Source organism: Halostella sp. PRR32, assembly GCF_034808085.1.
In the GTDB taxonomy this organism is placed as follows: domain Archaea; phylum Halobacteriota; class Halobacteria; order Halobacteriales; family Natronoarchaeaceae; genus Halostella; species Halostella pelagica.
On sequence record NZ_JAXHGL010000002.1, the window covers coordinates 156,240 to 181,253 of the forward strand.

Here is a 25,014-nt window from a genome sequence, read left to right on the forward strand (position 1 = left end):
GTTACGTGTGCAGAGAGAAAAGTCGGGCGTTCGCCGACGGATCGTCGTCAGCCCAGTTTGTCGTAGTCGTCCTGCTGTCGCTGGTAGAGAACGTACCCGCCGCCGGCGAGTACTATCAGAGCGACTAGTCCGACGACGCCGTACAGGAGCATGCTACGGGTTTCGGCGCTCGATTCCGACTGTTCGGCCGCGTCCTGTGCGGAGTTCGCGTTCTCTATCGCCTTGTCGAACTCCCCCGCCTCGTAGAACCCGATGGCGTTGTCGAGGTCCGACTTCGCGTCGGATACGTCCGCACCGTTGCTCTCGGCGTCGTCGATGGTGGTCGCCGCCTCGTCGATGGCCGTTCGCGCATCGGCGCTTTCCTCCGTGTAGTGGTGGGTGTCCCAGCTATCGATGGTGGACGTCCCGCCACCGTCGCGGACTTCGGTGAACTCGGTCAGGAGGAAGGTTTCCGCGGGGTCGTAGCTGAAGTTCTGGACCTCGGGAACGGTCCCGGAGACAGTCACTTCTACCTCTGCGACGTCGTCGTCAGCGCTGACCTGTTGCTCGAACGTGTCCCCGCCGTAACTCTCGGTCTCGCCAACCTGGTCGCCGGCGTTGTCGTACATCGTTATCGACCAGGACGCGTTCGTCAGGTTCGTTTCGCCCTGCAGTGTCCACTGCCGGGGGGTATCGCCCTCGTAGAGGTCCGAGAACGTGTACGTAACGGAGACGTCTTCACCGACCTGTGCCTCTTCGGGAGCGTCGTCGGCCTGAACGGTCGCGAGTGCTGCAGCGGGGGCAACCGCAGCGAGCAAGACGGCCAGAGCGACGAGCAGCGTCGTTAGTTTAGAAGAGCGGCTCAAGTTCATCATCGTCATCTTCGACTAGGCTCTCTAAGTTATCTTCGCTTTCCTCCCGGATCTCCTCGATGTTGTCCTGCGCTTCGATGGCGACCTGCTGGAGTTCCTTGATGCGCGGAACGTCGTTGACGCCCGACAGCAGGATCACACTCGCCACGAAGTTCGAGGACGGGACCGGGTAGTCGCCGCCGCGGACCTCCATCGATCCGGTCTGCTCTTCGAGCCACTTGCGCCCGCGCTCTATCCCTTTCCGGTTGAGATGCTGGGGTGGACCGCTCATGACGAGGAGGGCACGCTCGGTCCCCTCGATCTCGCACGGGAGAGTCAGACGGCCGAGCGCGGCCTTCCGGACGAGACTCGTGATCCGGTTAGTGGTGTGTGCGGTGTCGATCCCGTCGTCCTCGTCGCCGGTGAAACGGGAGAGGAGTCCGCCGCTGTCGCTCTCGTTTTCGACCTCTTCGCGGGCGTATCCGACCGTGGAGACGCCGCCGCCGGAGAGCGTGTTGATTATCTCGCTGGAGTCGACGACGCTCTCGGCGACTTCGTCACCCTGGCCGACCTCGCCCGCACCGAACAGGATGCCGAAGCGCCTGACTATCTCGTCGTTTATCTCCTCGTAGCCGCCCTCGACCGATTCCCCAGCCTTGCGCCACGAATCGTTGTCGAAGACGAGGAGGTTGTCTACCTCGCGCACGAACGTCTGGAACGAGCGCGCGGCGTTTAACGTGTATATTCCCCCTTCGTCGCTGCCCGGGAGGACGCCGAGTCCGTAGACCGGTTCAGTGTAGATGCGCTTGAGGTGTTTCGCGAGGACGGGAGCGCCGCCGCTGCCGGTCCCGCCGCCCATCCCGGCGATAATGAGGAATGCGTCGACCTCGTGAACCGGAATGTTGTCTATCGCGCCCTGTACTTCGTCGATATCCTCTTCAGCCACTTCCGCGCCGAGTTCGTTGTCGGCACCGACGCCGTGGCCTTTCACCCGCGACTGTCCGATGAGTACGCGGTTGTCCTGAGGGATCCGCTCCAACCCCATCAGGTCCGCTTTCGCCGTGTTTACCGCTACGGCCGACCGGACGATGCCGCTGCCCGATCGCTCGTCGTATTCGAGGAATTTATCGACGATTTTCCCGCCAGCCTGTCCAAAACCGATCATCGCCAGTTTCATGCTTAGTATCCGGGGCCCCGTTGCACAGAAACGAGTGCGATGATGAATATAAGTTTTGTGATGGTGCAAACCGCTGTCGCAGGACTAGTCACCGACTAAATCCGGGCACGGAAGCGTTGTATAAGCCTTCATTAACACTCCCGCTGATAATTTCACCACGCAAAGTTAGTCCATTTTAAGTTTCGTACGATCTGCTTACTCGGTCAATCCGAGATACGACGACAGCGTAGTGAGCGACGCCTCGTCTCGCCCGAAGGCGTCAACGCCGTTATCGTTCGTCGTGTTGTCGAACTTGAGCGACCGGTACTGGTCCGCGCCCATCGGGAAGCCGGGGATCGCCCCGGCAACCGTCAGTCCGACACCGGCGAGCGCCATCGGAACCGGAACGACGGTGACGCTCTGGCCCGCGGCGCGGCGGGCCCGCTTGGCGACATCCGCGAGCGTTAGCACTTCTGGTCCGCCGATTTCGTACGTCTCGCCGACGTGAGACTCGTCTTCGACCGCGTCCGCGAGTATCGGAACCATGTCGCCGACCCATATCGGCTGGAACCTGCTTTTGCCGCCGCCGGGAAGCGGCGCGAGATACGGCGGCGTGAGCTTTTTCGTGAACGAAACGAACTCGCCGCCCTCGCCGAAGACGACGGACGGCCGGATGATCGTCCAATCGAGGTCGGAGTCCTTGACGACCGTCTCGGCCTTGCCTTTCGCGCGAATGTAGGCGGTCGGACCGTCCGGGTCCGCGCCAAGCGCGCTCATCTGGACGAGACGGCCGACGCCGTGATCTTCGGCCGCTCGGACGACGTTTTCCGTTCCGCCGAGGTGGACGCTCTCGTGGGTCGCACCGCCCTTGGGCTTGAAAAGCGGTGACAGCGCGACGAGATTCACGACCGCGTCCTGGTCCGTAAACGCCCCTTCTATCGAGTCGTACGCGGTTACGTCACCCATCGCCAGTTCGACTGTCTCCGGGAGATCCGCCTCGTCGGGACTGCGTGCGAGGGCGGTCACGTCGTGGCCGCGGTCGTCGAGTTCACGGCACAGTTTCTCGCCGATGAATCCCGTACCGCCCGTGACCAGAATCTTCATGTGTCGAAGTAGCCGCGGAATCGTCCTAAAGGTACCGGGGGAAACATGTGTGAATCTATGGGTCAGAGGCCCGCGCGCCCCAAGCCGGACGACTGATATGCCAGCGCCCGGAACTCCCGCGCATGCTCGTGACGCTGGAGGGGTTAGACGGGAGCGGCAAGACCACTGTATGGGAAGCCCTCCACGACGCGTATCCGGACGCGACGTTTACCCGCGAACCGACCGAAAGCTGGTACGGCGAGGCCGTCGAACGGTCGATAGCCGACGACGACGCGGACCCGCTCGCCGAACTGTTCCTGTACACGGCCGACCACGCGGCCCACCTCGCGAACACCGTTCGGCCGGCGCTCGCCGACGGCGGACTGGTCGTCTCGGACCGCTACTCCGACTCGCGCTACGCCTACCAGGGTGCGACGCTCGAGGGTGAGATCAAACGACCGATGGAGTACATCCGCGGCGTCCATCAGCCGTTTACCGTCGAACCGGACCTGACGATCTATCTGGACGTAGACCCCGGGACGGCGGCGGAGCGAAGCGGCGGCACGAACAAGTTCGAACGGACGGAGTATCTCTCTCGGGTACGGGAGAACTACGAGACCCTTATCGAGAACGACCCTCAACGGTTCGTTCGGATCGATGCCACTCGCTCGCCCGAACACGTCGTCGACGCGGCCGAGGACGCCGTCCGGACGATGCTCGACGCCGGTAACAGTCGATAGCGGCCCAGCTTTGTGCAGAACTCTCTGAGAAACTCGCGGTCAGTACAGGGGCCCCTATTCAAGCGGATCCAGTGTCTGTGCGAATAGATCTCAAACAGGGAGAATCTTCATACTGATCGGCTTGATTGTACGAATCCGTGAGATGATAACCGTTCATTCGAGTATCCCGATCGACCCGGACCACTTTGACGAGGCGAAAGAGTTGATCGCTACTCTCACAGAGCGGTCACGAGCGGAGGACGGAACGGTCCGGTACCGGGCAATGATCGACATCGAGGACTCCACCACCGTCCGGTTCTTTGAACAGTACGAGGACAAAGCAGCGTGGAAAGCACATACCGAATCCAAGCATTACGAGGAGTTCACGAGTAAACTTCCGGATCTGGTCGACGGCCGGATGGAAACGATCAACGTCGTGGACGGAGAAACCCACGTTCACCGCTTTACTGTGGAGGACCTCGACGAGAATTCGTCCTGACGTGCAGTTGCGATCCCCAGCGAACGGCTGCCGTTCGCTATTTCGGCGTTCACAACGCTAGTTGGAAATCGACGGGGTCACACACCGACTTACCGAATACGGCTGTTCTCTTCCGAGGGCACCACCGAACACGAAAACCGCAGTACTGCCGTCCGATATCGAGTCTCTCCTGCCTGAACTCGCCCTCTAACCCGTTACCGCCGGTCGCGCGTGGTGTCCGGAAGATCGATCTCCTCCGGCGACGGCAGCCAGAACAGGTCGATCGAGTACCCGAGCGCGAGCGGCAGCAAGACGACGACGAACAGCGCGGTGTTGCGGTCGCCCAGGTTCCCACCGAGACCGAGCATCCCGGACAGAAACAGCGTTGAGACGACGAGGACGAGCGGAGTGAGTAGGAGAGCGAAGATAGCCGATCCCCACTGGGTTTTCATCCGAACGCGGAAGAATCGCGTTGCGACCGTCGCGATGAGGGTGTGGAGGCCGGCGATGACGAGGAAGCCGACGAGTGAGGCGACCGAAACCATACCGGGCGTTCGGACCGGACGGCCTTTGGCGTATCGGAACGGCTTTCAGGAGTGCGGTCGAGTCGGCGTCCATGCACCGAGTTATCGGCGAGCGAGACCTGTCGTCGACCTCGTTCGACCCCGAGACGGCACGGACGATGTACCGCGATATGGTGCGCGCACGGCGGTTCGACGAACGGGCAATAGCGCTCCAGCGGCGGGGATGGATGAGCGGCTACCCGCCCTTCGAAGGTCAGGAGGCGTCGCAGATCGGCGCGGCCCACGCCCTGGAAGAAGACGACTGGCTCTTCCCGACCTACCGCTCGAACGCCATGCAGATCGCTCGCGACGTACCGATGAGCGACATCCTTCTCTTTCGCCGCGGGCGGGCGGAGTATCACTCCGACCACGACATGCCGGTGTTTCCGCAGGCGGTCCCGATCGCCACCCAGATCCCCCACGCCGTGGGGGCGGGGATGGCGGCGAACTACCGCGGGGCCGACCACGGAGTCCTCTGTTACTTCGGCGACGGAGCGACGAGCGAGGGTGATTTCCACGAGGGACTGAACTTCGCCGGCGTGTTCGAAACCCCGACGGTGTTTTTCTGCGAGAACAACAACTGGGCGATCAGCCTCCCGCGACAGCAACAGACCGCAAGCGACACCATCGCGGAGAAAGCCAAGGCGTACGGGTTCGGCGGCGTTCAGGTCGACGGGATGGACCCGCTCGCGGTCCACGAAGCGGTCGAACAGGGGCTGGAACGCGCCCGTGACGGCGATCCCGTCCTGATCGAGAGCCTCACCTATCGGGTCGGCGCACACACGACGAGCGATGACCCGAGTCGATACCGGGAAGACGAAGAGGACCTACCGGAGTGGCGGACCCGCGACCCCATCGAACGATTCGAGGAGTACCTCCGCGAACAGGGCGTCGTCGACGACGCCTTCGTCGAAACCGCCCGCGAAGAGGCCAACGCGGAGTTAGACGAGGCCGTCGAGACGGCCGAAGCCGTCGCTGAGGCAAACCCCGACGACGTGTTCGACTACGTGTACGCGGATATTCCGGCCGAACTCGAAGCGCAGAAGCAAGCGGTTCGCTCGCACGCCGAGCGGAGCGAATGAGAGACGCGAAGGTCGTGGCCGTGGGTTACCCCATCGAGATGTAGGTTTTGGTGTCTGCGACCCCGTCTAGCCCCCGGATACCGGCCGAGGTCGTATGCAGGACGTCGTACACCTCGTCGACGTCCACCTCCGAGATGATATCGTAATCGCCCGCGACGATGTGGGCCTCCACGACCTGCTCCAGACCGCGGATCGAACTGAGTAGATCTTCCGACTTCCCGGCCGCCGTCTTGACCATGATGAACGCGTGGACCATGTGATGTGTGGTACTCTATGCCACGTCAAAAACCTTTGGCCACCAGGGGGAGGATGGATTAATCCGGTCATAAGATGCCGTTTTCTCCTTATACTTTTATCTTACTTAATGATTTTAACCATATATTATAATATTAAAATTATATAGCTTATTAGATCTTATATATTATATTCAATAAAAAATTTTAATAGCTCGAAGATTATTTTATAATTTATGGTTAATAAAATCAACCGCAGAAAAGTACTCTCGATGTCTGGTGCATCAATTAGTGCAGTCTCATTTGGTATCGGGAAAGCAAGAGCTGACAGTTGTACGGAACCTGACTGGTTAGAAGACGGATCTAGATGGAACTATGATAATCCAGATCTAGTTGATTCAGATGACTTAGATGACGGGTGGGTATATAGCACTACATACATGTTGCCGATGTTTACAAATGGTAATGGGGAGTCATTGTTCCACGGGGCTACAGCTGTATTCGGATTTGATGACTGTGGGACCGGTAATTATGAAGCTATGATAAAAGGCCAAGGAACAAAAATTGAGGTAAATGATGGTAGTCTATATGCTAGTATGGATCCTGAAAGAGTCTGTGTATGGCCAGATACCGCAGGGCCTGCCGAACAAACAAATGTCGAAGCAAATATTGCTTGGACAGCTATCAAAGGTGCTGTAGGATTAGCTAATATGAAAGTTGGTGCAGCCATTCTTGCCGCTGATCTATTTGAATCTGCTGTGTTTACAGATGGTCATTCAGATGAATTAAATAATGGTATGTACTATGCATGGGGGCATACAAATAATAAGTGGTTATCGACACTTAGACACAATATTGTCGGACATTTCATAGATTTCTTTATAATGCCTGAGACCACGGTAGAGCCTGTAAAATTCAACCTCCACCATTATATAAACACCCATCAGAGGAACATTTATGATTCTTCTCGTGATCCGCTGCATGAATGTGAAGAAAACTATGAATTCACTTGTGGAGCAGGTATCTCTACTCAAAATTTAAACAACCGTTTGACAAAGGGTGAAATCGAATCATTAGGCCTCCCGGAAGAATTTGTCCAAGGCGGTCCTGTCTACCGTGTTCCCCCAGATAGAATCTCCATGAGGACTACAAATTAGTATCTTTCAGGTTGACTGAAAGATTAGTAGTATTGGCGTATTATTTCGGTTAGTCTGTGTTGGTTTTAATAGTCCTTCCCAGCGTCTGTTCATTATCAACAGTATGTACTATAAATAATTCTGTTATATTTATGCCCGTATACTCTATTGAAACTGAATAATTTACACTACCAGAACACTCTACTGAGGGTGGAGACCACTGCTTTGATGCTCTAATTTCACAAATTGCACTTTCACCATCGACCTCAGTCGTGATGGCTGAACTGATTCCATATCCTTTTGGAACATTGTAAATTCGACCCTGGATTTTGATTTTCTCCTGTTTGTGTTGTTTTATTCTTGTATACTCATCTTTATTTCTGCATATTGCATTTTCTATTTTAACATCTGAAGAGGCTTGTCGGCTTTCCTTAGGAGGATTTATAATTGAACATCCTGATATAAAAGCCACTCCCCCTGTGATCAAACTAATGTATCTTCTACGGTGCATAGTACCACTATACTGGCTAATGAGTAATGGCTTTTGGTAACAAATATTAGAATATATTATGTAGAATAATCTGTGAAATATTATACACACATACGGTGGTCCGCAATCGGGCTGGAGTAAACTTATTCAGGGGGCCTCACGTATACGTAAACATGCGGTTCGTTATCATTGGAACGGGACGGGTAGGTTTGCGGACCGGCCGCGTGTTGCGCGAGGAAGGCCACGAGGTGACGCTCATCGAGCGGGACGCGAAGAAGGCAAAGCGCGCCCGCGATCAGGGGTACGAAGTCATCGAGGGCGACGGCTCCCGCGAGGATATCCTCGAACAGGCTGACCTCCAATCTGCCGACGCGATCGGGGCGCTCACGGGCGATCTCAACGTCAACTTCGCGGCCTGCATGATCGGCAAGCACTACGGCTGTCGAACGGTACTTCGCATCGACGAGGACTACCGCGAGGAGATATACCGAAAGTACGCCGAGGAAGTCGACGAGATCATCTACCCCGAGCGCCTGGGTGCGATAGGCGCGAAGAACGCGCTGCTCGGCGGTGACATTCGGGCTATCGCCGACATCGCCCAGAACCTCCAGGTCGTCGAGCTAACCGTCACGAACAACGCGCCGACCCGCGGATACACGATCAGCGAACTGCAGTTACCGGCGAACGCACGGGTGCTCGCGTTCGGGAAAGCCGACGAAGCGCTGTCGATCCCCAGCCCGGACGAATCGCTCGAAACCGGCGACCGGGTCGTCGTCCTGGCGGACTTCGACGTGCTCGGCGACGTGAGACAGATCCTCGTCGGCGAATCTGGCCGCGCAGCGGCCGGTGGTGTGTGAATGGTTACTGCGTACATCATGGTGAAAGCGAACACGGGCGAAGCTGACCGGTTGCGAGACGACATCAAAGCTATCGACGGCGTCGAATCCGCCTACATCGTCGCCGGCGACGTCGACATCATCACGAAAGTGGTCGTCGACTCGCCGGCCGAGGTCAAGGGGATCGCCGCGACGGAGATCCAGTCGACGAACGGCGTCGAGGACACGCAGACGTACATCGCGATGGAATAAGACGCGTCCCTCTTTTTCGCCGAGGTGGCATCGGTCAGAGCGGCGTTCCGCCGCGTTCGCTGCCGTCGTCGCCCTCGGTCGCCTGGTCACCGCGTCGGCGGGCCGCCGAGAGGAGTTGAGCAACGGGGTCGCCGTAGTCGTAACCGGGAACGATCCCCTGGAGATAGGTACCCTCGACGAACTCGATCAGCGCCTTGGCGTCGTCGACGCCCTGTCCCGCGTTCGCGGCGGTGAATTCGAGTTCGACCCGCACAGTACCGTTCTCTCGCTCGACAGTCACGTGTTCGTTCGACGACGCTTGCGCCACGTCGAAGGTGTCTTCGAGACGGAGGGAGAGCGTGTCGTACCAGCCGTCTTCGACCGCATCGGCCACTTGCTCGCCGTCGACAGCGGCGTCGAGCGTCGGTAGCTTAACAGTTACCTCGAAGCCGCCGGCGCGCTGTCCGTCGGCCGGGCGGGCCCCGACGGTCGCGTCGAACGGCGTGGTGGTGCAGGCGAAGACGCCGTCGCGTTTCTCGAACGCTCCGTGAGACGAGAGCGCAGTACGGATCGCAGAGATGTCCTCGTCGCTCATGAACTGTCGCTACGCGCTCGCGTGGGAAGGCCTTACCGTTTCGTCAACCCCGTACGCGACGTTCGACTGCGTTTCGCTGTCGTTTCCGGAGTCTCCACCGAACCCAACTGTGGCGTTCGAGCGCAGGGTAGTACCAGTGCAGGTACTGTCGCACTACCAATGACGGAAAGGGTCTCGTGTCGACTGCAGTGTACGAAAGGGAAGGCCGAGGTTACCGTATTGCAAGTTTGTATTACCGAGGCCGTTGAAGCAATGAAGCGGTGTCGAGTCCGGATAAGCGGATCACTATCTGGCAACAAGAAAACGGTGTCCCGTGATCGCTGAGATGAAACCCGCCTCAATGAACTAACGGCGGTATTAGTAGTCAGGAAACGGTTTACACGCTGATCGAATCGCTATCGAGCGATCAGGTGCGCATCGAGTTTCAGTGACTACTAACCACCAGTTCGATGGGGGAAGTGGACGGACCACTCCCGGGTCACGTCGGACGGTTTCGCGATCCGTCGAACGGGACCCTAACCTATCTGCCGTCGGTGTTTTTCAGCCGAGAATCCCGGCCGAGTGTGCCAGAGAGAGTGCGAGGGATGCGATTCGAACGCATGAACCCCTACGGGAGCGGGTCTTAAGCCCGCCGCCTTTGGCCTAGCTCAGCCACCCTCGCGCACCTGTATCTTCCCGTCTGCAGTGAAGTTGTTTACGGTCCGTCAGTCCGACACGGTCGACCGGCCGGCAAAAATTCAATGGGAAATGTTATATTATAATCGGATACAAAACAATATCGCGGAATAATCTTCCCATAATATAATTAATCATTTTGTATAACCGGTAGTTTTTTGGACGAGTGTGTGATATTGAGATCAACCCTGGGTGGGGTTCACTAATGACAGAACGTACGCTTTCGGGCCTGAGCCGACGACGGTTTCTTGAGAGCATCGGTGCGGTAGGTGCGCTCGGTCTGGCCGGCTGTTCCGGTCTGGGGGGTGGGCCGGGCGGAAACGGGGGCGACGGGAATCGCCTGACGATGGCGCAGGTGAAATCGCCGATCGAGTTCGACCCGATCGTCCTCAACGACGTCCCGTCCGATCAGATAACGAGTCAGGTAGTCGAGGGGCTGTACACCTACAACCAGGAGGGGACAGACATCGTTCCCGAACTCGCAGCGGGCGATCCCGAGCAAAACGACGACGGAACGCAGTGGACGGTCGAGCTAGACGAGAACGCGACGTTCCAGAACGGCGACCCGGTCACGGCGGAAGACGTGAAGTACTCCTTCGAAGCGCCGGTCAAAGAGGAGACGGAAAACGCCGCGGAACTGAACATGATAGACAACGTCGAGGTCGTCGACGAGCGGACGGCCAGGTTCAACCTCTCCTTTCCCTTCGCGCCGTTCAAACAGGTGCTGACCTGGTACGTCATCCCGAAGGCGGTACGGGAGGACGATCCGGACGAATTCAACCAGAACCCGGTCGGCTCCGGGCCGTTCGAGTTCGACGATTGGCAGGAGGGTGATTTCGCGCGGATCACGAGATGGGACGACTACTGGGGCGACCCGCAACCGAACCTCGAACAGGTGGAGTTCGTCCCGGTCGAGGAACCGACGACGCGGGTGACGAGCATCACGACCGGTGAGAACGACGTGATAGAGGAGATCCCGCCGAAGCTCTGGGATCAGGTCGAAGGCGAGGACAACATCTCCATCGAGGAGGTCAACGCGATGGGGTACTTCTATCTCGCGTTCAACTGTAACGAAGGGCCGACCACGGACCGGGAGGTCCGCGAGGCGATAGATTACACCTTCTCGATGGACCAGGCGGTCGAGAACTTCGTCGAGCCGACCGGCGTGCGTCAGTACAGTCCGCTCCCGGACACCGTCGCCGAGGACTGGGACATGCCGATAGAGGAGTGGCAGGGCATTCCGCACGACAAGGACATCGACCAGGCGAAAGACCTCCTCGACGGCAACGACAACGTGCCCGACGACTGGACCGCCAGAATCATCGTCCCGCCGGACGACAAGCGCGAACAGCTCGGAATCACAGTCGCAAACGGTATCGAGGAAGCCGGATACAGCGCCAACGTCCAGCGCCTCGACTGGGGCGCGTTCCTCGACCAGTACATCAGCGGGGACCCCAGCGACTACAACATGTACACGCTCGGGTGGTCGGCGGCTATCGACCCCGACGACTACCTCTACTACTTCTTCGCCGAGGAGTCCCACGGCGTCACGGACGGGACGTTCTACAACGAGATCAGCGACCAGGTGATCGAAGCCCGCCGGACGCCGGACCGGGACGAGCGCAAGCAGATGTACGAGGAGGCGATAACGACGATGTTGGAGGACAGGCCGCACTTGCCGTCGTACAACCTGAAAAACAGCTTCGGCGTCAGGGACTACGTCAGCGATTTCGCGGCGCATCCGATCAACAGCTTCAGTCTGGTGAGTGACTGGAACAACGTCTCGCTGTAGCAGTGACGCTCACCAGCTTTCGTATCGGGTTCGATCGGTGGGAACCAGTCGTCCGTCACGCGCGACGCGGACGCCGTAGAGCGAGGTGATCCCCCGTGGGAATGCTCCGGTACACGGTCCGACGACTACTGCAGGCGATCCCGGTACTGCTCGGCATCGTCACTATCACGTTCCTGCTAACTGACGCCATCCCGGGCGACCCGGTGAGCATCATGCTCGGGCCGTCACCCAACGCCGAGCAGGCGGCCGCGATCCGGGCGAAGTACGGCCTCGACCGGCCGCTGTACGTGCGATATCTCAACTACATCGCCGACGTCGTTCAGGGCGACCTGGGTCACAGCCTCTACTACGGGGTGCCGGTCACCCAGAAGATAGCGGAACGGATGCCGGTGACGCTACTGCTTCTCGTATCGAGTTTCACGTTCGCTATCCTGACGGCGGTCCCGCTGGGTGTCATCTCCGCGAAACGACGGAACCAGCCGACCGACCACGTCTCGCGGGTCGTCGCTCTGATCGGCGTGAGCACGCCGTCGTTCTGGATCGGCCTGTTGCTCATCATCGTCTTCTCGTTTCACCTGAACCTGCTTCCGGCGACGAACCTGATCATGCCGTGGGCGGACCCGGTGAACGTCGAGGGGGCCGGTTCGCGCCTCGACGTACTCGTGATGGCGGGAGAACACCTGCTCATGCCGACGATAACGCTCGGAACGCTCCAGATGGCGGCGATCACCCGCATCGAACGCTCCGCCATGCTGGAAGTGCTGTCCGAGGAGTACGTCAAACTCGCCCGCGCCTACGGCGTTCCCGAAGGAACGATCCTCCGGAAGCACGCGTTCCGAAACGCGCAGCTGCCGGTTATCACCGTCGTCGGCCTGCAGTTGACGGCCGCACTCGGTGGCGCGGTGCTGACGGAGACGGTGTTCAGCATCAACGGGATGGGCCGGTTGATCATTACGGCGATCAACAACCAGGATTACGAGCTCGTGATGGGGACGACCCTGTTTTTCGGGCTCACGTTCGTCATCGGCGTGATACTGACCGACCTCTCGTACGCGTACATCGACCCGCGAGTGACCTACGGAGAACGAGAATGATGGCGAGACTACCACGACTGATACGACCGAGACGCGGGGGAGACGACTAATGGCAACGACGAGCGACACGCAATCAGACGAGATGCTCTCGTCGGGGCGCGAAGAGGGCGGCGTCGAGGAAGAGGAGATCGAATCGCGAGTCGGCATCAGCTACACGCTGTGGCAGATCCGGCGCGACCCGACGGCGCTTGCCGGACTGGCGATCATCTCCGTGATGACGGCTATCGCGGTGTTCGCCTACATCGACGCAGTCATCTTCGACCGCCTCTCGGACTACGCCTTCTTTGCCAACATGGGCGTCGAACAGTACTGGTTCGCGAACAACTACTGGGTAAACCCCGAAAACGACCCGGCGAGCGTCCGGAGTCTCCTCCCGCCGGCGTGGATGGAGAACACGTTCGGCCAGGGGACCTGGGACCACCCGCTCGGCACCGACCACCGCGGCCGCGACATCCTCGTCCGCCTGTTCTACGGCACCCGGATCGCCATCCAGGTCGGGTTCATCTCGACTGCGATCGGGATGGTCGGCGGGACGCTGGTCGGAGCCGTTTCCGGCTACTACGGCGGGTGGATCGACGACGCGCTGATGCGGGCCGTCGAGACGCTGTATGCCATCCCGTTTCTGGTGCTCGTCATCGCGTTCATGACCGCGTTCGGCCGCGACCTGACCTACGCGATGATCGGCGTCGGGATCACGACGATCCCGGTGTTCGCCCGACTCATCCGCTCGCGAGTCGTCAGCGTCCGCGAGGAGGATTACGTCGAGGCTGCCCGCGCGGCCGGCGTCCGCGACCGGAACATCATCCTCAGACACGTCATCCCGAACAGCTTCGCGCCCGTTCTCGTTCAGGCGACCCTGCAGATCGGCGTGAGCATCCTCATCGTCGCCGGTCTCTCCTTTCTCGGGTTCGGCGTCCAGCCGCCGAAACCGTCGTGGGGGCAGATGCTCTCGCAGTCACGCGGGTACATGTTGCCGAACCCCTGGTTCAGCGTCTGGCCGGGAGTGGCGATACTGATCACCGTCGTCGGCTTCAACCTGCTCGGCGACGGCCTCCGAGACGCGCTCGACCCGAGGGTGAACAACTGATGAACGGAACCGACCCGCTGCTCGAAGTCCGCGATCTGAAGACGCAGTTTTTCACGGCGGAGGGGACCGTCAGAGCGGTCGACGGCATCTCCTTCACCGTCGAGGAGGGTGAGATAGTCGGCATCGTCGGCGAGTCCGGAGCCGGGAAAAGCGTCGCGGCGAGTTCGATACTGCGACTCATCGAAAACCCCGGAGAGATAGTCGGCGGCGAAGTCCGGTACAGAGGCGAGACCCTCGTCGGGTTCGAGCAACGCGACGGCGAACTCCGTGAGCGCGACGACATGCTCTCGAACGAGGCGGTCCGAAAGCGGATCCGGGGACGGGAGATAGCGATCATCTTCCAGGACCCGATGGAGAGTCTGAACCCGGTGTTTACCGTCGGCGGACAGCTTCGGGAGTTCATCGAGATCAACCGCGACCTCCCCGAATCCGAGGCGCGCGAGGAGGCCGTCGACATGCTCCGCGAGGTCGGCATCCCGGAGCCGGTGAAACGGTTCGACGACTACCCGCACCAGTTCTCCGGCGGGATGCGCCAGCGCGTCCTCATCGCCATGGCGCTTGCGTGCGAACCGAGTCTGATCATCGCGGACGAGCCGACGACGGCGCTCGACGTGACGGTCGAGGGCCAGATCTTGGACCTCGTCGAGGACTTACAGCAGAAGTACGGGACGAGTTTTATCTGGGTCACACACGACATGGGCGTCGTCGCAGAGATCTGCGACCGCGTCAACGTGATGTACCTCGGCGAGATAGTCGAACAGGCGTCCGTCGACGACCTCTTTCACGAGACGAAACACCCCTACACCGCGGCGTTGCTCGACTCGATGCCCCGCCCGGACGAAACCGTCGAGGAACTGAACCCGATAGAAGGCGTGATGCCCGAGGCGATCAACCCGCCGAGCGGGTGCCGGTTCCATCCGCGCTGTCCCGACGCCCGGGAGGTGTGTGTCAACGTCCACCCGGAGAACCGCGCCGTCGCGGAGGGTGAGAGCCACCCGCACCGGGCGGCCTGTCTGCAACACGAGGAGGTGTTCAGGGCCGGCTACTGGGGGAGCCAACCGCTCGACGACGCGGAACGGGCACAGAGACACCGGGAACTGACCGCCGACGGAGGTGGCGCGGATGAGTGACGCGGACGACGTGGCGTTCGGTGACACGCTGCTGTCTGTCGACGGCCTCACGAAGCATTTCACCGACGACGGCGGATTTCTCGGAGGGCTGACGGTCGACATGGACGACGGGTTCTCGCTCGCGTACGACCGCGATTCCGTGCGGGCCGTCGAGGAGGTGAGTTTCGATATCCGGAAAGGCGAGACGCTCGGGCTCGTCGGGGAGTCCGGCTGCGGCAAATCGACGCTTGCCCGGACCATCCTCCGTCTCCTCGAACCGACCGACGGAAACGTCTACTTCAAGGGGCGAAACCTCGCGGAGATCGGCGGCGAGGAACTGCGCAGCCAGCGAAAGGACATGCAGATGATCTTCCAGGACCCGCAGTCGTCGCTGGATCCGCGCATGAAGGTGGGGCGCATCGTCGAGGAGCCCATGAAGGCCCACGGGCTGTACGGCGACGCCGAAGGCCGCGAGGAGCGGGCCAAGGAACTGCTTGAGAAGGTCGGACTCGACCCGCAACACTACAACCGCTATCCGCACGCGTTCTCCGGGGGTCAGCGTCAGCGTGTCAATCTGGCCCGGGCGCTGTCTGTCAACCCCGACTTCATCGTCTGTGACGAACCCGTCTCGGCGCTCGACGTCTCCATCCAGGCGCAGGTGCTCAATACGATGAACGAACTGCAGGCGGAGTTCGGTCTGACCTACCTCTTTATCGCTCACGACCTCTCGGTCATCCGCCACATCAGCGACCGCGTCGCGGTGATGTATCTCGGCCAACTCGTCGAACTGGCCGACAAGGAGGAACTGTTCGAGAACCCGCAACATCCCTACACCCGCGCCCTGCTGTCGTCGATACCGGTTCCGGACCCGCGGGCGAAGGGGACGCGGGGCGTCCTCGAAGGTGACGTTCCGAGCCCCATCGACCCGCCCAGCGGCTGCCGGTTCCGGACGCGATGCCCGGAACTCATCGCGCCGCCGGAGTACGACCTCACGCCCGCCGAGTGGGAGAATATTCGGACGTTCACCCGCGCCGTCGACCGGCGGGCGTTCGAGGCGGCGAGCGTCGACGCCGTGCGCGAGCGGTTTTTCGACGACGCCGTCCCGTACGGCGAGGCGGGGACCGTCGTCGACGAAGCTATCGGTCTGGTCTGTACCGACGACTGGGAGTCGGCGGCGACGCTCCTTCGGGAACGGTTCGCCGAACAGAGCATCTGCGCCCGGGAGGAACCCGCCTACGAAGTGCCGACGGAACACGGCGACAGTCGGCATTTCGCGGCCTGTCACCTCCACAAGACTGACCTCGACGAGGTTCACTGATCCGCGTCACCGAGCGAACCGTCGCGGACAGCGGACACTTCGTGCATCACGCACCCACGCGAACGCCGCGCTCCTACTCGATTCGGACGGTCGTGGAGTCGGCCGGGCGGTCGCCGTCGATAGCGAGGAACGCACCTATCTCGTACTCTCCGGGATCCGCGGGAACCCATCGGGTCCGGTCGTCGACTCGCTTGAAGCGACCGTCCCACGTCCGGGTTATCTCCTTTCGCTCCCGGGGGGAAAACGCGAGGTTCCCCCCGTCGGAACTGCGTCGCCGGGGTTCGTCGCTGGCTTCGAGTTCACCGTCGACGGTCCACCCCCAGAGGCGCTTCCCCGGCGTCCGGACCGTGAGGGGGACGGGGAGACGGTTCCGAAACTCGACCGTGATCGGGATCCGGTCACCGACGGTGTACAGGTCTGCATCGGTGGTCACGCTGACGGCGACCGCGCGGCGCGCGACCGGTTGTGGGACGAACGACCCGAAAAGTCGACGCAGGTGGTCCCGGGTGTCGTCGAGGCCGTGTCTGTGCTCGCGTTCGTCCCGCGGCATCGTCACCAGTCGACAGAAAGCGTCCCGTCGTCCTGCGGGTCCGGCGCGATCTCCTCGTCCGTGCGCCGGTCCACGACGTGGATACAGCCGTCCCCCTTCTTCGCCGGGCACACCTCCGCAGCCCGGACGTTCTCGTCGACCTCGTCCTCGTCTAAGAAGTACGACCGCGGTTTCGCCATCCCGCTTTTCAGGTCCATCTCCCAGTTGGTCGCCACCTCGGCGCACTTGCCCGCGCCGAAGCACTTGTTCGCCTCGAAGATGATCTTGTACGGTTTCTCTGCCACCGGCGGGGCGTCGCTCTCGCCGACGTCGCTCGCCGCGAGGACCTCGTCCGAATCGCTCATTACCTGAACTCTCGGTACGGACGGACTTTCGGCTTACGGTTCCCGGCACCGATGTTTCACCCGACGGCCCGTTATCAGCGACGGTTCTCGGGATCGGAATAGCAACTCCCGCCGCCACAGAGCGCTTGAATAATAACTCTTAATACGAAACTCCCCGCCGGTTAATACATGACAGTCGTCAGCGTTTCGATGCCCGAAGCCCTGCTCGAACGAATAGACAGGTTCTCCGAGGAACACGGCTACACCGGACGAAGCGAAGTCATCCGCGAGGCCAGCAGGAACCTGCTCGGCGAGTTCGAGGACAAGCGTCTGGAGGACCGCGAACTGATGGGCGTCGTCACCGTGCTGTTCGACTTCGAGACGACGAGCGTCGAGGAGAAGATGATGCACCTCCGGCACGAACACGAAGACGTCGTCGCGTCGAACTTCCACAGTCACGTCGGCGGCCGCCACTGCATGGAGCTGTTCGTCCTGGAGGGCACCCTCGAAGAGATATCCGCGTTCGTCGGCCAGATCCGCGCGACGAAGGACACGCTGAACATCGATTACTCGGTCATTCCTGTCGACGACTTCACCGCGCTCGCCGACACGGAGTGACGGCTGGGTTCGGTCGAGTACCGGACGTCTGGATCCCGGAACTCGGGACCGATCTTTACCTCAGATCTGCCGCCTAGGTCGTGTGAGGTCGCTTATGAGCGTGCTTTTCACCGCCCCCGTTGACGCTCGACGCATGGGTGCAGCTCCGCCCCCGTCCGAGATCTTCGACCGCGCGGCAGCGGAGGGACAACGACGACTCGACCAGTCGACGCTTGAACTCGCCTCGACCAGTGTCATCGCCGGGTTCACGATCGTGTTCGGCCACATCGCTCTCGGGATCGTGGAGGGACTCGTGGAACCGGAGTTCGGCGAGGTCGGCAAAATCGCGGGCGCACTGGCGTTCGGGTTCGGGCTGGTGTTTCTGGTCGTCGGCCGGGCGGAACTGTTCAACGAGAACTTCTTCGACCCGGTCGCAGCGGCGGTCGAACAGTCGGGGTCGTGGCTGGTCTCACCGATCCTCCGTCTCTGGGCCGTGACGTTCGCCTTGAACCTGGTCGGGGGCCTCCCCTTCGTGCTTCTCCTGTCGGTCGAGGGCGCGCTACCGCCGAGCGCGGCGACGGTGTTAAGCGAAACGGCCGTGGAACTCGTCCACCGGACGGCCGTCGGCGAGTTCGCGAAAGCGTTCACGGGCGGCGCGCTCGTCGCCCTCTTGTCGTATCTCCTGCAGGGCGTCGACAGCGTCGGAAGCCGGATCGTCCTCGCCTACATCGTCGGCGTACTGCTGGCGCTCGGGCCGTTCGACCACGTCATCGTCACCGTGTTGCACGTCGTGTTTGGCCTCTTCCTCGGGGCGGAGGTCGGCCTCGCGGCGTTAGCCGAGACGACGGCCGTGACTACGGCCGGTAACCTCGTCGGCGGACTCGGTCTGGTCACGCTCACCCACGTCGCGCAGTGGAAAGGAGCGAGTGAGACGAACGGGTAACCGCCACGAACTCGGTAGTTCGTGGCCGTTGCGACGGCGAGGCTCACCGCCTCGTTTGCGGCGAGAGGACGCTCACCGCCTCAGTCGCGGTGGACGGTCACCGACTCCAGCACGACCTCCTCTTTCGGCTGGTCGTTCGGACCGGTTTCGACGGAGCCGATCTCCTCGACCACGTCCATTCCTTCGGTCACCTTCCCGAAGACGGCGTGGCGGTCGTCGAGGTGGGGCTGAGCGTCCAGCGTGATGAAGAACTGCGAACCGTTCGTGTCGGGGCCGGAGTTGGCCATCGAGAGGATTCCGGCGTCGTCGTGGCGGAGTTCGTCGTGGAATTCGTCCTCGAACTCGTAGCCGGGACCGCCCCGCCCCGACTCCGTCGGGTCGCCGCCCTGGATCATGAAGTCCTCGATGACGCGGTGGAACGCGACGTCGTCGTACAGCGCGTCGCCGCGCGTTTCGCCGCTCTCGGGGTCCGACCAGGTGACGGTGTCGGGCGCGGGGTCGGCGTCCGCGGCGGGGTCGTGTTCGGCCAGGTTGACGAAGTTCTCGACCGTTCGGGGGGCGCGGTCGTCGAACAGTTCTACGTCGATATCGCCTTCGCTCGTGTGCAGCGTCGCAGTCAGATTACTCATACGCCTACTGGGAGCGCCCGGGTGAAAACCCTGCTGACATTCCTCGGGTCGGAAAGAGGAGACCGCCGACGCACGACCCCGACACCGAACGGACACGAGACCGTACACACCGCACGTACAAGGGACCGCGCACCCACCACTGAGTATATGCACACTGCCGAGCGCGTCACGCTCGCTCGTCTCCCGTCCGGCGTCGCGGTGACGACGACGGTACACACCTACGAGGGATCGGCGGACGGTCCGACGGTCTACCTGCAGGCGGCACAGCACGGCCGCGAGGTAAACGGGACGGAGGTACTCCGCCGCGTTCACGACACGCTCGCCGACGCCGACCTCGCCGGCCGCGTCGTCGCCGTCCCGGTTGCGAACCCGCTCACGTTCGACCGCGTCTCCTACACCACGCCGGAGCAACTCGACAGCGTCCACTCGAACATGAACCGCGTGTGGCCGGGCAACCCGACGGGCACGCTTCACGAACGGCTAGCGGCCGGCCTGTGGGAGTTCGCGAGCGACGCCGACGCCGTCGTCGACCTGCACACGGGGAGCCCCGACATGCACACGCACGTCGTTTTCAAAGACGGGGACGCGCAGTGCCGCGAACTGGCGGCGGCGTTCGGAACCGATCTGCTGCTGGCGGAGCCCGCAGGCGACGACGCGAGCGAGGAGTGGAAACGGCGGAACTTCTCCGGGAAGTTCCGCGTCGCCGCCGCCGAAGAGGGAATCCCGTCGATCACGCCGGAACTCGCCCACAGCAAGCAGATAGTCGAGGAAGCGGTCGAGACCGGCGTTTCGGGCGTGCTGAACGTCCTCCGGTATCTCGGCGCACTGGGCGGAACGCCGGACCGCGACGGCGAACCGACGGTGGCCCGGAACCACCTCGGCCGGGTCAACGCGGCGGAATCCGGGCTCTTCAGGCCGAACCCGGACCGCGCCCTCGGGGAGCGGGTCGCGGCGGGGACGCCCCTCGGAACGGTGTACGACCCGACGACGTACGAAGTCCTGCAGGAACCGACCGTCGACCGGAGCGGGATCCTCTATTCGCTCACCCGCGAAGCGACCGTCGTCGGCGGGGACAAACTGGCGAACGTGGCTATCCCGCGGGACTGAGACGGGCGTCGGTATCGAACCGCTCTCGCAACGACCAGAACTGGCCGAACGTATCATAAACCTGAAGCGCTAGTACGGTGTATGAACCGATCCGTTTCGCTCGAAGGAGCCGCCCTCGACGCTTTCCCCTCTCAGGTAGCGATCCTGGACGCGGACGGCACCATCGTCTACACGAATCAGGCCTGGGAGGAGTTCGGCGCGGAGAACGGTATGCAGACGGATTCCCTCGGGATGAACTACCTGAACGTCTGCGACAGCGACGAGGAGATCCGCGAAGCAGGCGACGGGATACGGGCCGTTATCTCGGGCGAGCGCGAGTCGTTCGAACACGAGTACCCCTGTCACTCTCCGAACGAGCGCCGCTGGTTCATGATGCGTGCGGTCCCGTTCGACCGCGGTGACACCGCATATGTTCTCGTGATGCATATGAACATCACCGAGAGAAAATTGGCCGAAGAAGCCGTTGCCGACCGCAACGAGCGCCTGAAGACGGTCGCTAGCGTCCTCTCGCACGACATCAGAAACCCGCTAACCGTGGCGATGGGAGAGTTGGACCTGCTGGCGACGGAGAACGACTCCACACACGTGTCATCACTCCGACACGCTCTCGATCGGATCGGATCCATCGTCGAGGACTCGCTCGTGTTCCTCCGCCGCAACGAGATCGACCTGGGACCGGTCGACCTGGGTGCGGCGGTACGAACAGCGTGGGCCGCCGTCGACACCGAGGATGCGACCCTCGCCATCGACGACGCGCCGACCGTTCGGGCGGACTCCGCAGTGGTTTCTCATCTACTGGAAAACCTCATCAGCAACGCGGTCCAACACGGCGGCGACGACGTCACTGTTCGCGTCGGACGGATAGACGAAGCCGACGGGACGAACGGGTTCTTCGTTGCCGACGACGGCCCCGGGATCCCCGAGAGCGAGCGAGACAAGGTGTTCGACTACGGCTACACCACCGCCGGCTCGGGTCTCGGTCTCGCTATCGTCGACCGGACGGCCAAGATGCACGACTGGTCGGTCAGCGTGACGGAGAGCGAAAGCGACGGCAACTCGGCGGTAGAGGAGAGAGCCGGTGACTCAGCGAAGGGTAGGAATGACGGCGAGACGGGAGAGAGCGGAGGGTCCGAGTCTCGCCGGGACGACAGGTCCGGCGGCGCGCGGTTCGAGGTGACGGACGTAGAGATGATCGAATGAGCCGGAATCCGGTGGGACCGTTCGACAGTGTCAGAACGCGCGGAGGTCGTCGAGGACCGCCGCGGCGCTCCCGTCGTCGATGGCCTCGCGAGCCAGGTCGAGACCGTCCTCCAGCGTCTCCGCGTCGCCGCGGGCGTAGATCCGGAATGCGGCGTTGACGGCGATGGCGTCGGCGAAGTGGTCCTCACGGTCGCCGGCGACGACCGCCTCGGTGATGCGTGCGGAGTCGGCAGGCACGTCGTCGACTTCGAGGTCCTCCTCCTCGAACTCCATGCCGTACTCGGGAGTTTCTATCTCGTAGTCTTCGAAGTCGCCGTCGCGCCATTCGGCAACTTTCGTGTACCCCGGCCGGATGTCGTCGTACCCTTCCATCCCCTGGAACATGATGACGCGGTCGGGGCTCTCCGTCTCCATCTCGGCGAACGTGTCAGTCACCTTCTTGGCGAACGCGAGGTGGTAGAAACTGCCGAGGTGGACGTTCGCGTTCGCCGGGTTCGCAAGCGTCTCGACGGTGTTGACGAACGTGCGTACGCCCATCTGGTCGCGGCGCTCGTACAGGTCCTGAATGCCGGCGTTGAACTCGGGCTGGTAGTAGAACCCGAACCCGGTCGCGTCGACCATGTCCGCGCTCTCGGCGCGGTCGAGTTCCGTTCGGACGCCGAGTTCGTCGAGGACGTGCTTGTACGCGCAGGCCTTGTGCGTCGGCACTCGGTCGCCGCTGTGGGCGACAACGGGGGTGCCCGCGCCGGCGGCGACGACGCCGGCGGCGACGCCGAGCAGCGCGCTGTCGTTTTTCCCGTCGTAGTTCGCGCCGCAGTCGACGGGGTCGGCGTCGGGTTCGGCCCGCTCGACGGACTCCTCGACCATCACGTCGGTGTAGGCCGCCAGTTCCTCGGGGTTGTTCCGCTTCCAGCGGTTCGCCAGCCAGAACGCCCCGAGCGTCGTCGGGTCCGGTTCGTCACCCAGGATCCGCTGGAACGCCTCGCGGGCCTGGTCGCGAGACATGTCCGCAGCGGATTTCGGCCCGGAGCCGACGACCTCAGTCATCAGACGCTTCAGGGGCCACTCGCCGTACGTCTCGGTTGCCTCGGCCATACGCCCGGGTTGGGTCGCGCCCCGCAAAAGCGTCCCGTTTCTCGGAACCGTTCAGAGGCTGTTGTGATTCGTGTCGGTGTTTCGCCGACGTGGGATGGCCGAACACCGGCACACAGTGCCACCAGTCTGGCTCTGTTGAAACCCCCGACAGTTCATCGGACGTAGTGTGATAGGTAGGGCTGCGGACTTGACAGATGGAGCGGAGACGATATGTTAAGTTCTCCCGTGACGATCTGACCTCGTATGGACGACACCGGTTCGTTCTTCGACACCTTTGCGGCGGTGCAGGACGCCAGGTTTGATCAGCAAAACGGGAATTCTCCACCGGAAGACGTCGGCTTCTATCGAGATCTCGCAACCGAGGCCGACGGTCCCGCACTCGGAGTTGGCGTGGGAACAGGTCGTGTATACCTCGAGTTGCTTGACGCTGGCCTCGATGTTGATGGGTTTGACCTCTCGGAAGGGAGTTTGAACCGTCTCCGGTCGAAAGCTACCGACCGCGGCCTCTCACCGACTGTATGGGTCGACGACGCAACCGACTTCGATGTCGACCGTGAGTACGGATTCATCTATGCGCCGGCCCGAGCATTCAATTTCACACATACGCTTGAGAAGCAAAAACAGGCACTACGAAGCATCCGAGATGCGCTCGCTCCCGAGGGCCGCTTTGCGTTAAACACGTTTGTCCCTCGGTTCGACGCCGTCGAGGAGTACGGTGAGCCTCAAACCGACGAGGTAACCATCGACGGCGAACAGTATCGGGTCGTCCAGACTACGTACTTGGACGACGAAGTGGAACAGGTAACCAGATATCAGCGAGAGCTATACCACGATGGAGAACTCGTAGCGAAGCGGGAGACGCCATTCGCGTTGATTCCGAAGCGGCAATTCGAACTCTTGTTCGAAGTCACTGGTTACAGCGACTGGACAGTCACAGGAGATTTCGAGGGAGCCCCGCTGGACTCTGCAGAGCAGGAGATGGTATGGATTGTCGACGCATAGGGTCGAGAACGGAGTTGGTACCGGACTACGAGCCCTACTCTCCGAACGTACCGGTTCGTTTTCCCACTGCATTGACCACAGCCCGTTCGAACCTACCGTCTCTAAGGATCTCAACGAGGCCAACGATCCGCCTCAGACCTTGCGTTGCACCGTCGGCCACGCCGGGTCGACGCCGACCAGTTCAGCGCTCCGGTCCCACAGCGCCCGACGGAGGTCGGCGTCCTCCGCGGCGGGTGCCGGGTCGGCGGGGTCGGTGCCGTCGAAGTAGTGTCCGGATGCGTTCGCGACCTCGTCCGAACAGGCGACGTGAGCGAGCGCCAGACCGCCGTCTTCGACGCTTTGCCCGATCGGGAGGATAGAGAGAAAGCGCATGACTGCACGGACCCACACCGAACTGTCGCGGTAGAGGCCGCTCGACGGGATGAACCCGGGATGGACCGCAGCGGCGGTGATATCCGTCCCGCGTAGGCGGTCGGCGAGTTCGTAGACGAACAGCACGTTCATCAGTTTCGTCCGGGCGTAGGCGTCGAACCCCTCGTACGGTCCCGTGAGGTCGAGGTCAGTCCTGTCGAGGGAGGCCCGTTCGTGGACGCCGGACGCGGTGACGACGACTCGGGAGGGCGCGCTGTCGGCGAGCAGCGGCATCAGTTCGTGAGTCAATAGGTACGGCGCGAGGTGGTTGACGGCGACCGTCGTGGGGACGTTCTCCTGCGTCCTGGTCCTGTTCCCCCGCGCTATCCCCGCGTTGTTCACCAGCGCGTCGAGGCGGTCGACGCGGTCGCGAACGTCGGCCGCGAGGTCCCGAACCGCCGACTGGGTCGCCAGGTCGTACCTGAGAAACACAGCGTCGGCACCCGCCCGCCGTATCCGCTCGACCGTCGCCTCGCCGCGTTCGGCGTTCCGGCCGACCAGCAGCAGCGTCGCCCCGGCCGCACAGAGTTTCCGCGCCGCGAAGCGCCCGATGCCGCGAGTCCCGCCGGTCAAAAGCACCGTTCGTTCGGAGCAATCGGGGATGTCCATGTCCGATCCACGGGCTCACGAAACAAAGAAATCGGGGCGTG

The 25,014-nt window shown here is 61.7% G+C and carries 28 protein-coding genes and 1 tRNA gene; 16 read left to right on the plus strand and 13 right to left on the minus strand.

Going from position 1 to position 25,014, the window contains the following annotated elements:
* Positions 1 to 47: 47 nt before the first annotated feature.
* The 3 genes from SM753_RS05995 to SM753_RS06005 form a co-directional block, all read right to left on the minus strand.
* Positions 48 to 845, minus strand: coding sequence for a hypothetical protein (locus tag SM753_RS05995; protein WP_168192991.1), 798 nt, complete (start codon positions 843 to 845; stop codon positions 48 to 50).
* Positions 829 to 2,007 (minus strand): tubulin/FtsZ family protein, encoded by a 1,179-nt coding sequence (locus SM753_RS06000; protein ID WP_135536230.1) that lies wholly within the window; start codon positions 2,005 to 2,007, stop codon positions 829 to 831. Before SM753_RS06000 ends, SM753_RS05995 begins: the two co-directional genes overlap by 17 nt.
* Positions 2,008 to 2,202: 195 nt before the next feature.
* Complete coding sequence (locus SM753_RS06005) at positions 2,203 to 3,090, minus strand: complex I NDUFA9 subunit family protein (RefSeq protein WP_323190921.1); 888 nt, start codon at positions 3,088 to 3,090, stop codon at positions 2,203 to 2,205.
* 122 nt (positions 3,091 to 3,212) lie between these two features.
* On the opposite strand from SM753_RS06005, the gene tmk reads away from it, so the two are divergent.
* Positions 3,213 to 3,809, plus strand: coding sequence for a dTMP kinase (gene tmk, locus SM753_RS06010; RefSeq protein WP_323190922.1), 597 nt, complete (start codon positions 3,213 to 3,215; stop codon positions 3,807 to 3,809).
* Between the two features lie 142 nt (positions 3,810 to 3,951).
* Complete coding sequence (locus SM753_RS06015; protein WP_138798169.1) at positions 3,952 to 4,287, plus strand: putative quinol monooxygenase; 336 nt, start codon at positions 3,952 to 3,954, stop codon at positions 4,285 to 4,287.
* Between the two features lie 194 nt (positions 4,288 to 4,481).
* Here SM753_RS06015 and SM753_RS06020 read toward each other — a convergent pair whose 3' ends face one another.
* A complete protein-coding gene (locus SM753_RS06020) occupies positions 4,482 to 4,811 on the minus strand; it encodes a hypothetical protein (protein WP_323190923.1) in 330 nt (109 codons plus the stop codon).
* A gap of 71 nt (positions 4,812 to 4,882) precedes the next feature.
* Here SM753_RS06020 and pdhA point away from each other — a divergent pair, with 71 nt between their 5' ends.
* Entirely contained in the window at positions 4,883 to 5,911 is a 1,029-nt protein-coding gene (pdhA, locus tag SM753_RS06025) for a pyruvate dehydrogenase (acetyl-transferring) E1 component subunit alpha (RefSeq protein ID WP_323190924.1), read from the plus strand.
* Between the two features lie 25 nt (positions 5,912 to 5,936).
* Here pdhA and SM753_RS06030 read toward each other — a convergent pair whose 3' ends face one another.
* A complete protein-coding gene (locus tag SM753_RS06030; RefSeq protein ID WP_135536224.1) occupies positions 5,937 to 6,167 on the minus strand; it encodes an Lrp/AsnC family transcriptional regulator in 231 nt (76 codons plus the stop codon).
* Positions 6,168 to 6,380: 213 nt separating this feature from the next.
* On the opposite strand from SM753_RS06030, the gene SM753_RS06035 reads away from it, so the two are divergent.
* Positions 6,381 to 7,301, plus strand: coding sequence for a hypothetical protein (locus tag SM753_RS06035; RefSeq protein WP_323190925.1), 921 nt, complete (start codon positions 6,381 to 6,383; stop codon positions 7,299 to 7,301).
* Between the two features lie 49 nt (positions 7,302 to 7,350).
* On the opposite strand, the gene SM753_RS06040 is transcribed toward SM753_RS06035, so the two are convergent.
* Positions 7,351 to 7,791: a hypothetical protein gene (locus tag SM753_RS06040; RefSeq protein ID WP_323190926.1), complete on the minus strand. Its 441-nt coding sequence runs from the start codon at positions 7,789 to 7,791 to the stop codon at positions 7,351 to 7,353.
* Positions 7,792 to 7,943: 152 nt separating this feature from the next.
* On the opposite strand from SM753_RS06040, the gene SM753_RS06045 reads away from it, so the two are divergent.
* On the plus strand, positions 7,944 to 8,627 hold the full coding sequence (locus SM753_RS06045) for a TrkA family potassium uptake protein (protein WP_135536223.1): 684 nt from the start codon (positions 7,944 to 7,946) through the stop codon (positions 8,625 to 8,627).
* Complete coding sequence (locus SM753_RS06050; protein ID WP_135536222.1) at positions 8,628 to 8,858, plus strand: Lrp/AsnC family transcriptional regulator; 231 nt, start codon at positions 8,628 to 8,630, stop codon at positions 8,856 to 8,858.
* Positions 8,859 to 8,892: 34 nt separating this feature from the next.
* On the opposite strand, the gene SM753_RS06055 is transcribed toward SM753_RS06050, so the two are convergent.
* Positions 8,893 to 9,432, minus strand: a complete 540-nt coding sequence (locus tag SM753_RS06055; protein WP_323190927.1) for a DUF5813 family protein — start codon at positions 9,430 to 9,432, stop codon at positions 8,893 to 8,895.
* Between the two features lie 576 nt (positions 9,433 to 10,008).
* Positions 10,009 to 10,093, minus strand: a tRNA-Leu gene (locus tag SM753_RS06060).
* 219 nt (positions 10,094 to 10,312) lie between these two features.
* On the opposite strand from SM753_RS06060, the gene SM753_RS06065 reads away from it, so the two are divergent.
* The 5 genes from SM753_RS06065 to SM753_RS06085 all read left to right on the plus strand — a co-directional run bounded on the left by SM753_RS06065 (position 10,313) and on the right by SM753_RS06085 (position 16,507).
* The gene (locus SM753_RS06065; protein ID WP_138798172.1) at positions 10,313 to 11,899 is read left to right on the plus strand and encodes an ABC transporter substrate-binding protein; all 1,587 of its coding nucleotides are present in this window, start codon (positions 10,313 to 10,315) and stop codon (positions 11,897 to 11,899) included.
* A gap of 95 nt (positions 11,900 to 11,994) precedes the next feature.
* Positions 11,995 to 12,993, plus strand: coding sequence for an ABC transporter permease (locus SM753_RS06070; protein ID WP_369335325.1), 999 nt, complete (start codon positions 11,995 to 11,997; stop codon positions 12,991 to 12,993).
* A gap of 82 nt (positions 12,994 to 13,075) precedes the next feature.
* A complete protein-coding gene (locus SM753_RS06075; RefSeq protein ID WP_369335342.1) occupies positions 13,076 to 14,080 on the plus strand; it encodes an ABC transporter permease in 1,005 nt (334 codons plus the stop codon).
* Positions 14,080 to 15,210, plus strand: a complete 1,131-nt coding sequence (locus SM753_RS06080) for an ABC transporter ATP-binding protein (protein ID WP_323190930.1) — start codon at positions 14,080 to 14,082, stop codon at positions 15,208 to 15,210. Before SM753_RS06075 ends, SM753_RS06080 begins: the two co-directional genes overlap by 1 nt.
* Positions 15,203 to 16,507 (plus strand): ABC transporter ATP-binding protein, encoded by a 1,305-nt coding sequence (locus SM753_RS06085; protein ID WP_323190931.1) that lies wholly within the window; start codon positions 15,203 to 15,205, stop codon positions 16,505 to 16,507. Before SM753_RS06080 ends, SM753_RS06085 begins: the two co-directional genes overlap by 8 nt.
* Positions 16,508 to 16,580: 73 nt before the next feature.
* Here the strand turns inward: SM753_RS06085 and SM753_RS06090 are convergent, their stop codons facing one another.
* The gene (locus tag SM753_RS06090; RefSeq protein WP_323190932.1) at positions 16,581 to 17,057 is read right to left on the minus strand and encodes a hypothetical protein; all 477 of its coding nucleotides are present in this window, start codon (positions 17,055 to 17,057) and stop codon (positions 16,581 to 16,583) included.
* A gap of 2 nt (positions 17,058 to 17,059) precedes the next feature.
* Positions 17,060 to 17,401 (minus strand): ferredoxin, encoded by a 342-nt coding sequence (locus SM753_RS06095; RefSeq protein ID WP_138798175.1) that lies wholly within the window; start codon positions 17,399 to 17,401, stop codon positions 17,060 to 17,062.
* A gap of 168 nt (positions 17,402 to 17,569) precedes the next feature.
* On the opposite strand from SM753_RS06095, the gene SM753_RS06100 reads away from it, so the two are divergent.
* Complete coding sequence (locus tag SM753_RS06100; protein ID WP_135536213.1) at positions 17,570 to 17,998, plus strand: CopG family ribbon-helix-helix protein; 429 nt, start codon at positions 17,570 to 17,572, stop codon at positions 17,996 to 17,998.
* Between the two features lie 133 nt (positions 17,999 to 18,131).
* The gene (locus SM753_RS06105; protein ID WP_323190933.1) at positions 18,132 to 18,920 is read left to right on the plus strand and encodes a formate/nitrite transporter family protein; all 789 of its coding nucleotides are present in this window, start codon (positions 18,132 to 18,134) and stop codon (positions 18,918 to 18,920) included.
* 80 nt (positions 18,921 to 19,000) lie between these two features.
* On the opposite strand, the gene SM753_RS06110 is transcribed toward SM753_RS06105, so the two are convergent.
* A complete protein-coding gene (locus SM753_RS06110; protein WP_135536211.1) occupies positions 19,001 to 19,549 on the minus strand; it encodes a peptidylprolyl isomerase in 549 nt (182 codons plus the stop codon).
* A gap of 147 nt (positions 19,550 to 19,696) precedes the next feature.
* Here SM753_RS06110 and SM753_RS06115 point away from each other — a divergent pair, with 147 nt between their 5' ends.
* Complete coding sequence (locus tag SM753_RS06115) at positions 19,697 to 20,656, plus strand: succinylglutamate desuccinylase/aspartoacylase family protein (RefSeq protein ID WP_323190934.1); 960 nt, start codon at positions 19,697 to 19,699, stop codon at positions 20,654 to 20,656.
* Positions 20,657 to 20,737: 81 nt separating this feature from the next.
* Entirely contained in the window at positions 20,738 to 21,856 is a 1,119-nt protein-coding gene (locus SM753_RS06120) for an ATP-binding protein (protein WP_323190935.1), read from the plus strand.
* A 30-nt stretch (positions 21,857 to 21,886) separates the two neighbouring features.
* Here the strand turns inward: SM753_RS06120 and SM753_RS06125 are convergent, their stop codons facing one another.
* Positions 21,887 to 22,951: an anthranilate phosphoribosyltransferase gene (locus SM753_RS06125; protein WP_135536208.1), complete on the minus strand. Its 1,065-nt coding sequence runs from the start codon at positions 22,949 to 22,951 to the stop codon at positions 21,887 to 21,889.
* Positions 22,952 to 23,194: 243 nt separating this feature from the next.
* On the opposite strand from SM753_RS06125, the gene SM753_RS06130 reads away from it, so the two are divergent.
* On the plus strand, positions 23,195 to 23,953 hold the full coding sequence (locus tag SM753_RS06130) for a class I SAM-dependent methyltransferase (protein ID WP_323190936.1): 759 nt from the start codon (positions 23,195 to 23,197) through the stop codon (positions 23,951 to 23,953).
* Positions 23,954 to 24,085: 132 nt separating this feature from the next.
* Here the strand turns inward: SM753_RS06130 and SM753_RS06135 are convergent, their stop codons facing one another.
* Positions 24,086 to 24,973, minus strand: a complete 888-nt coding sequence (locus SM753_RS06135; protein ID WP_323190937.1) for an SDR family NAD(P)-dependent oxidoreductase — start codon at positions 24,971 to 24,973, stop codon at positions 24,086 to 24,088.
* Between the last annotated feature and the right edge of the window lie 41 nt (positions 24,974 to 25,014).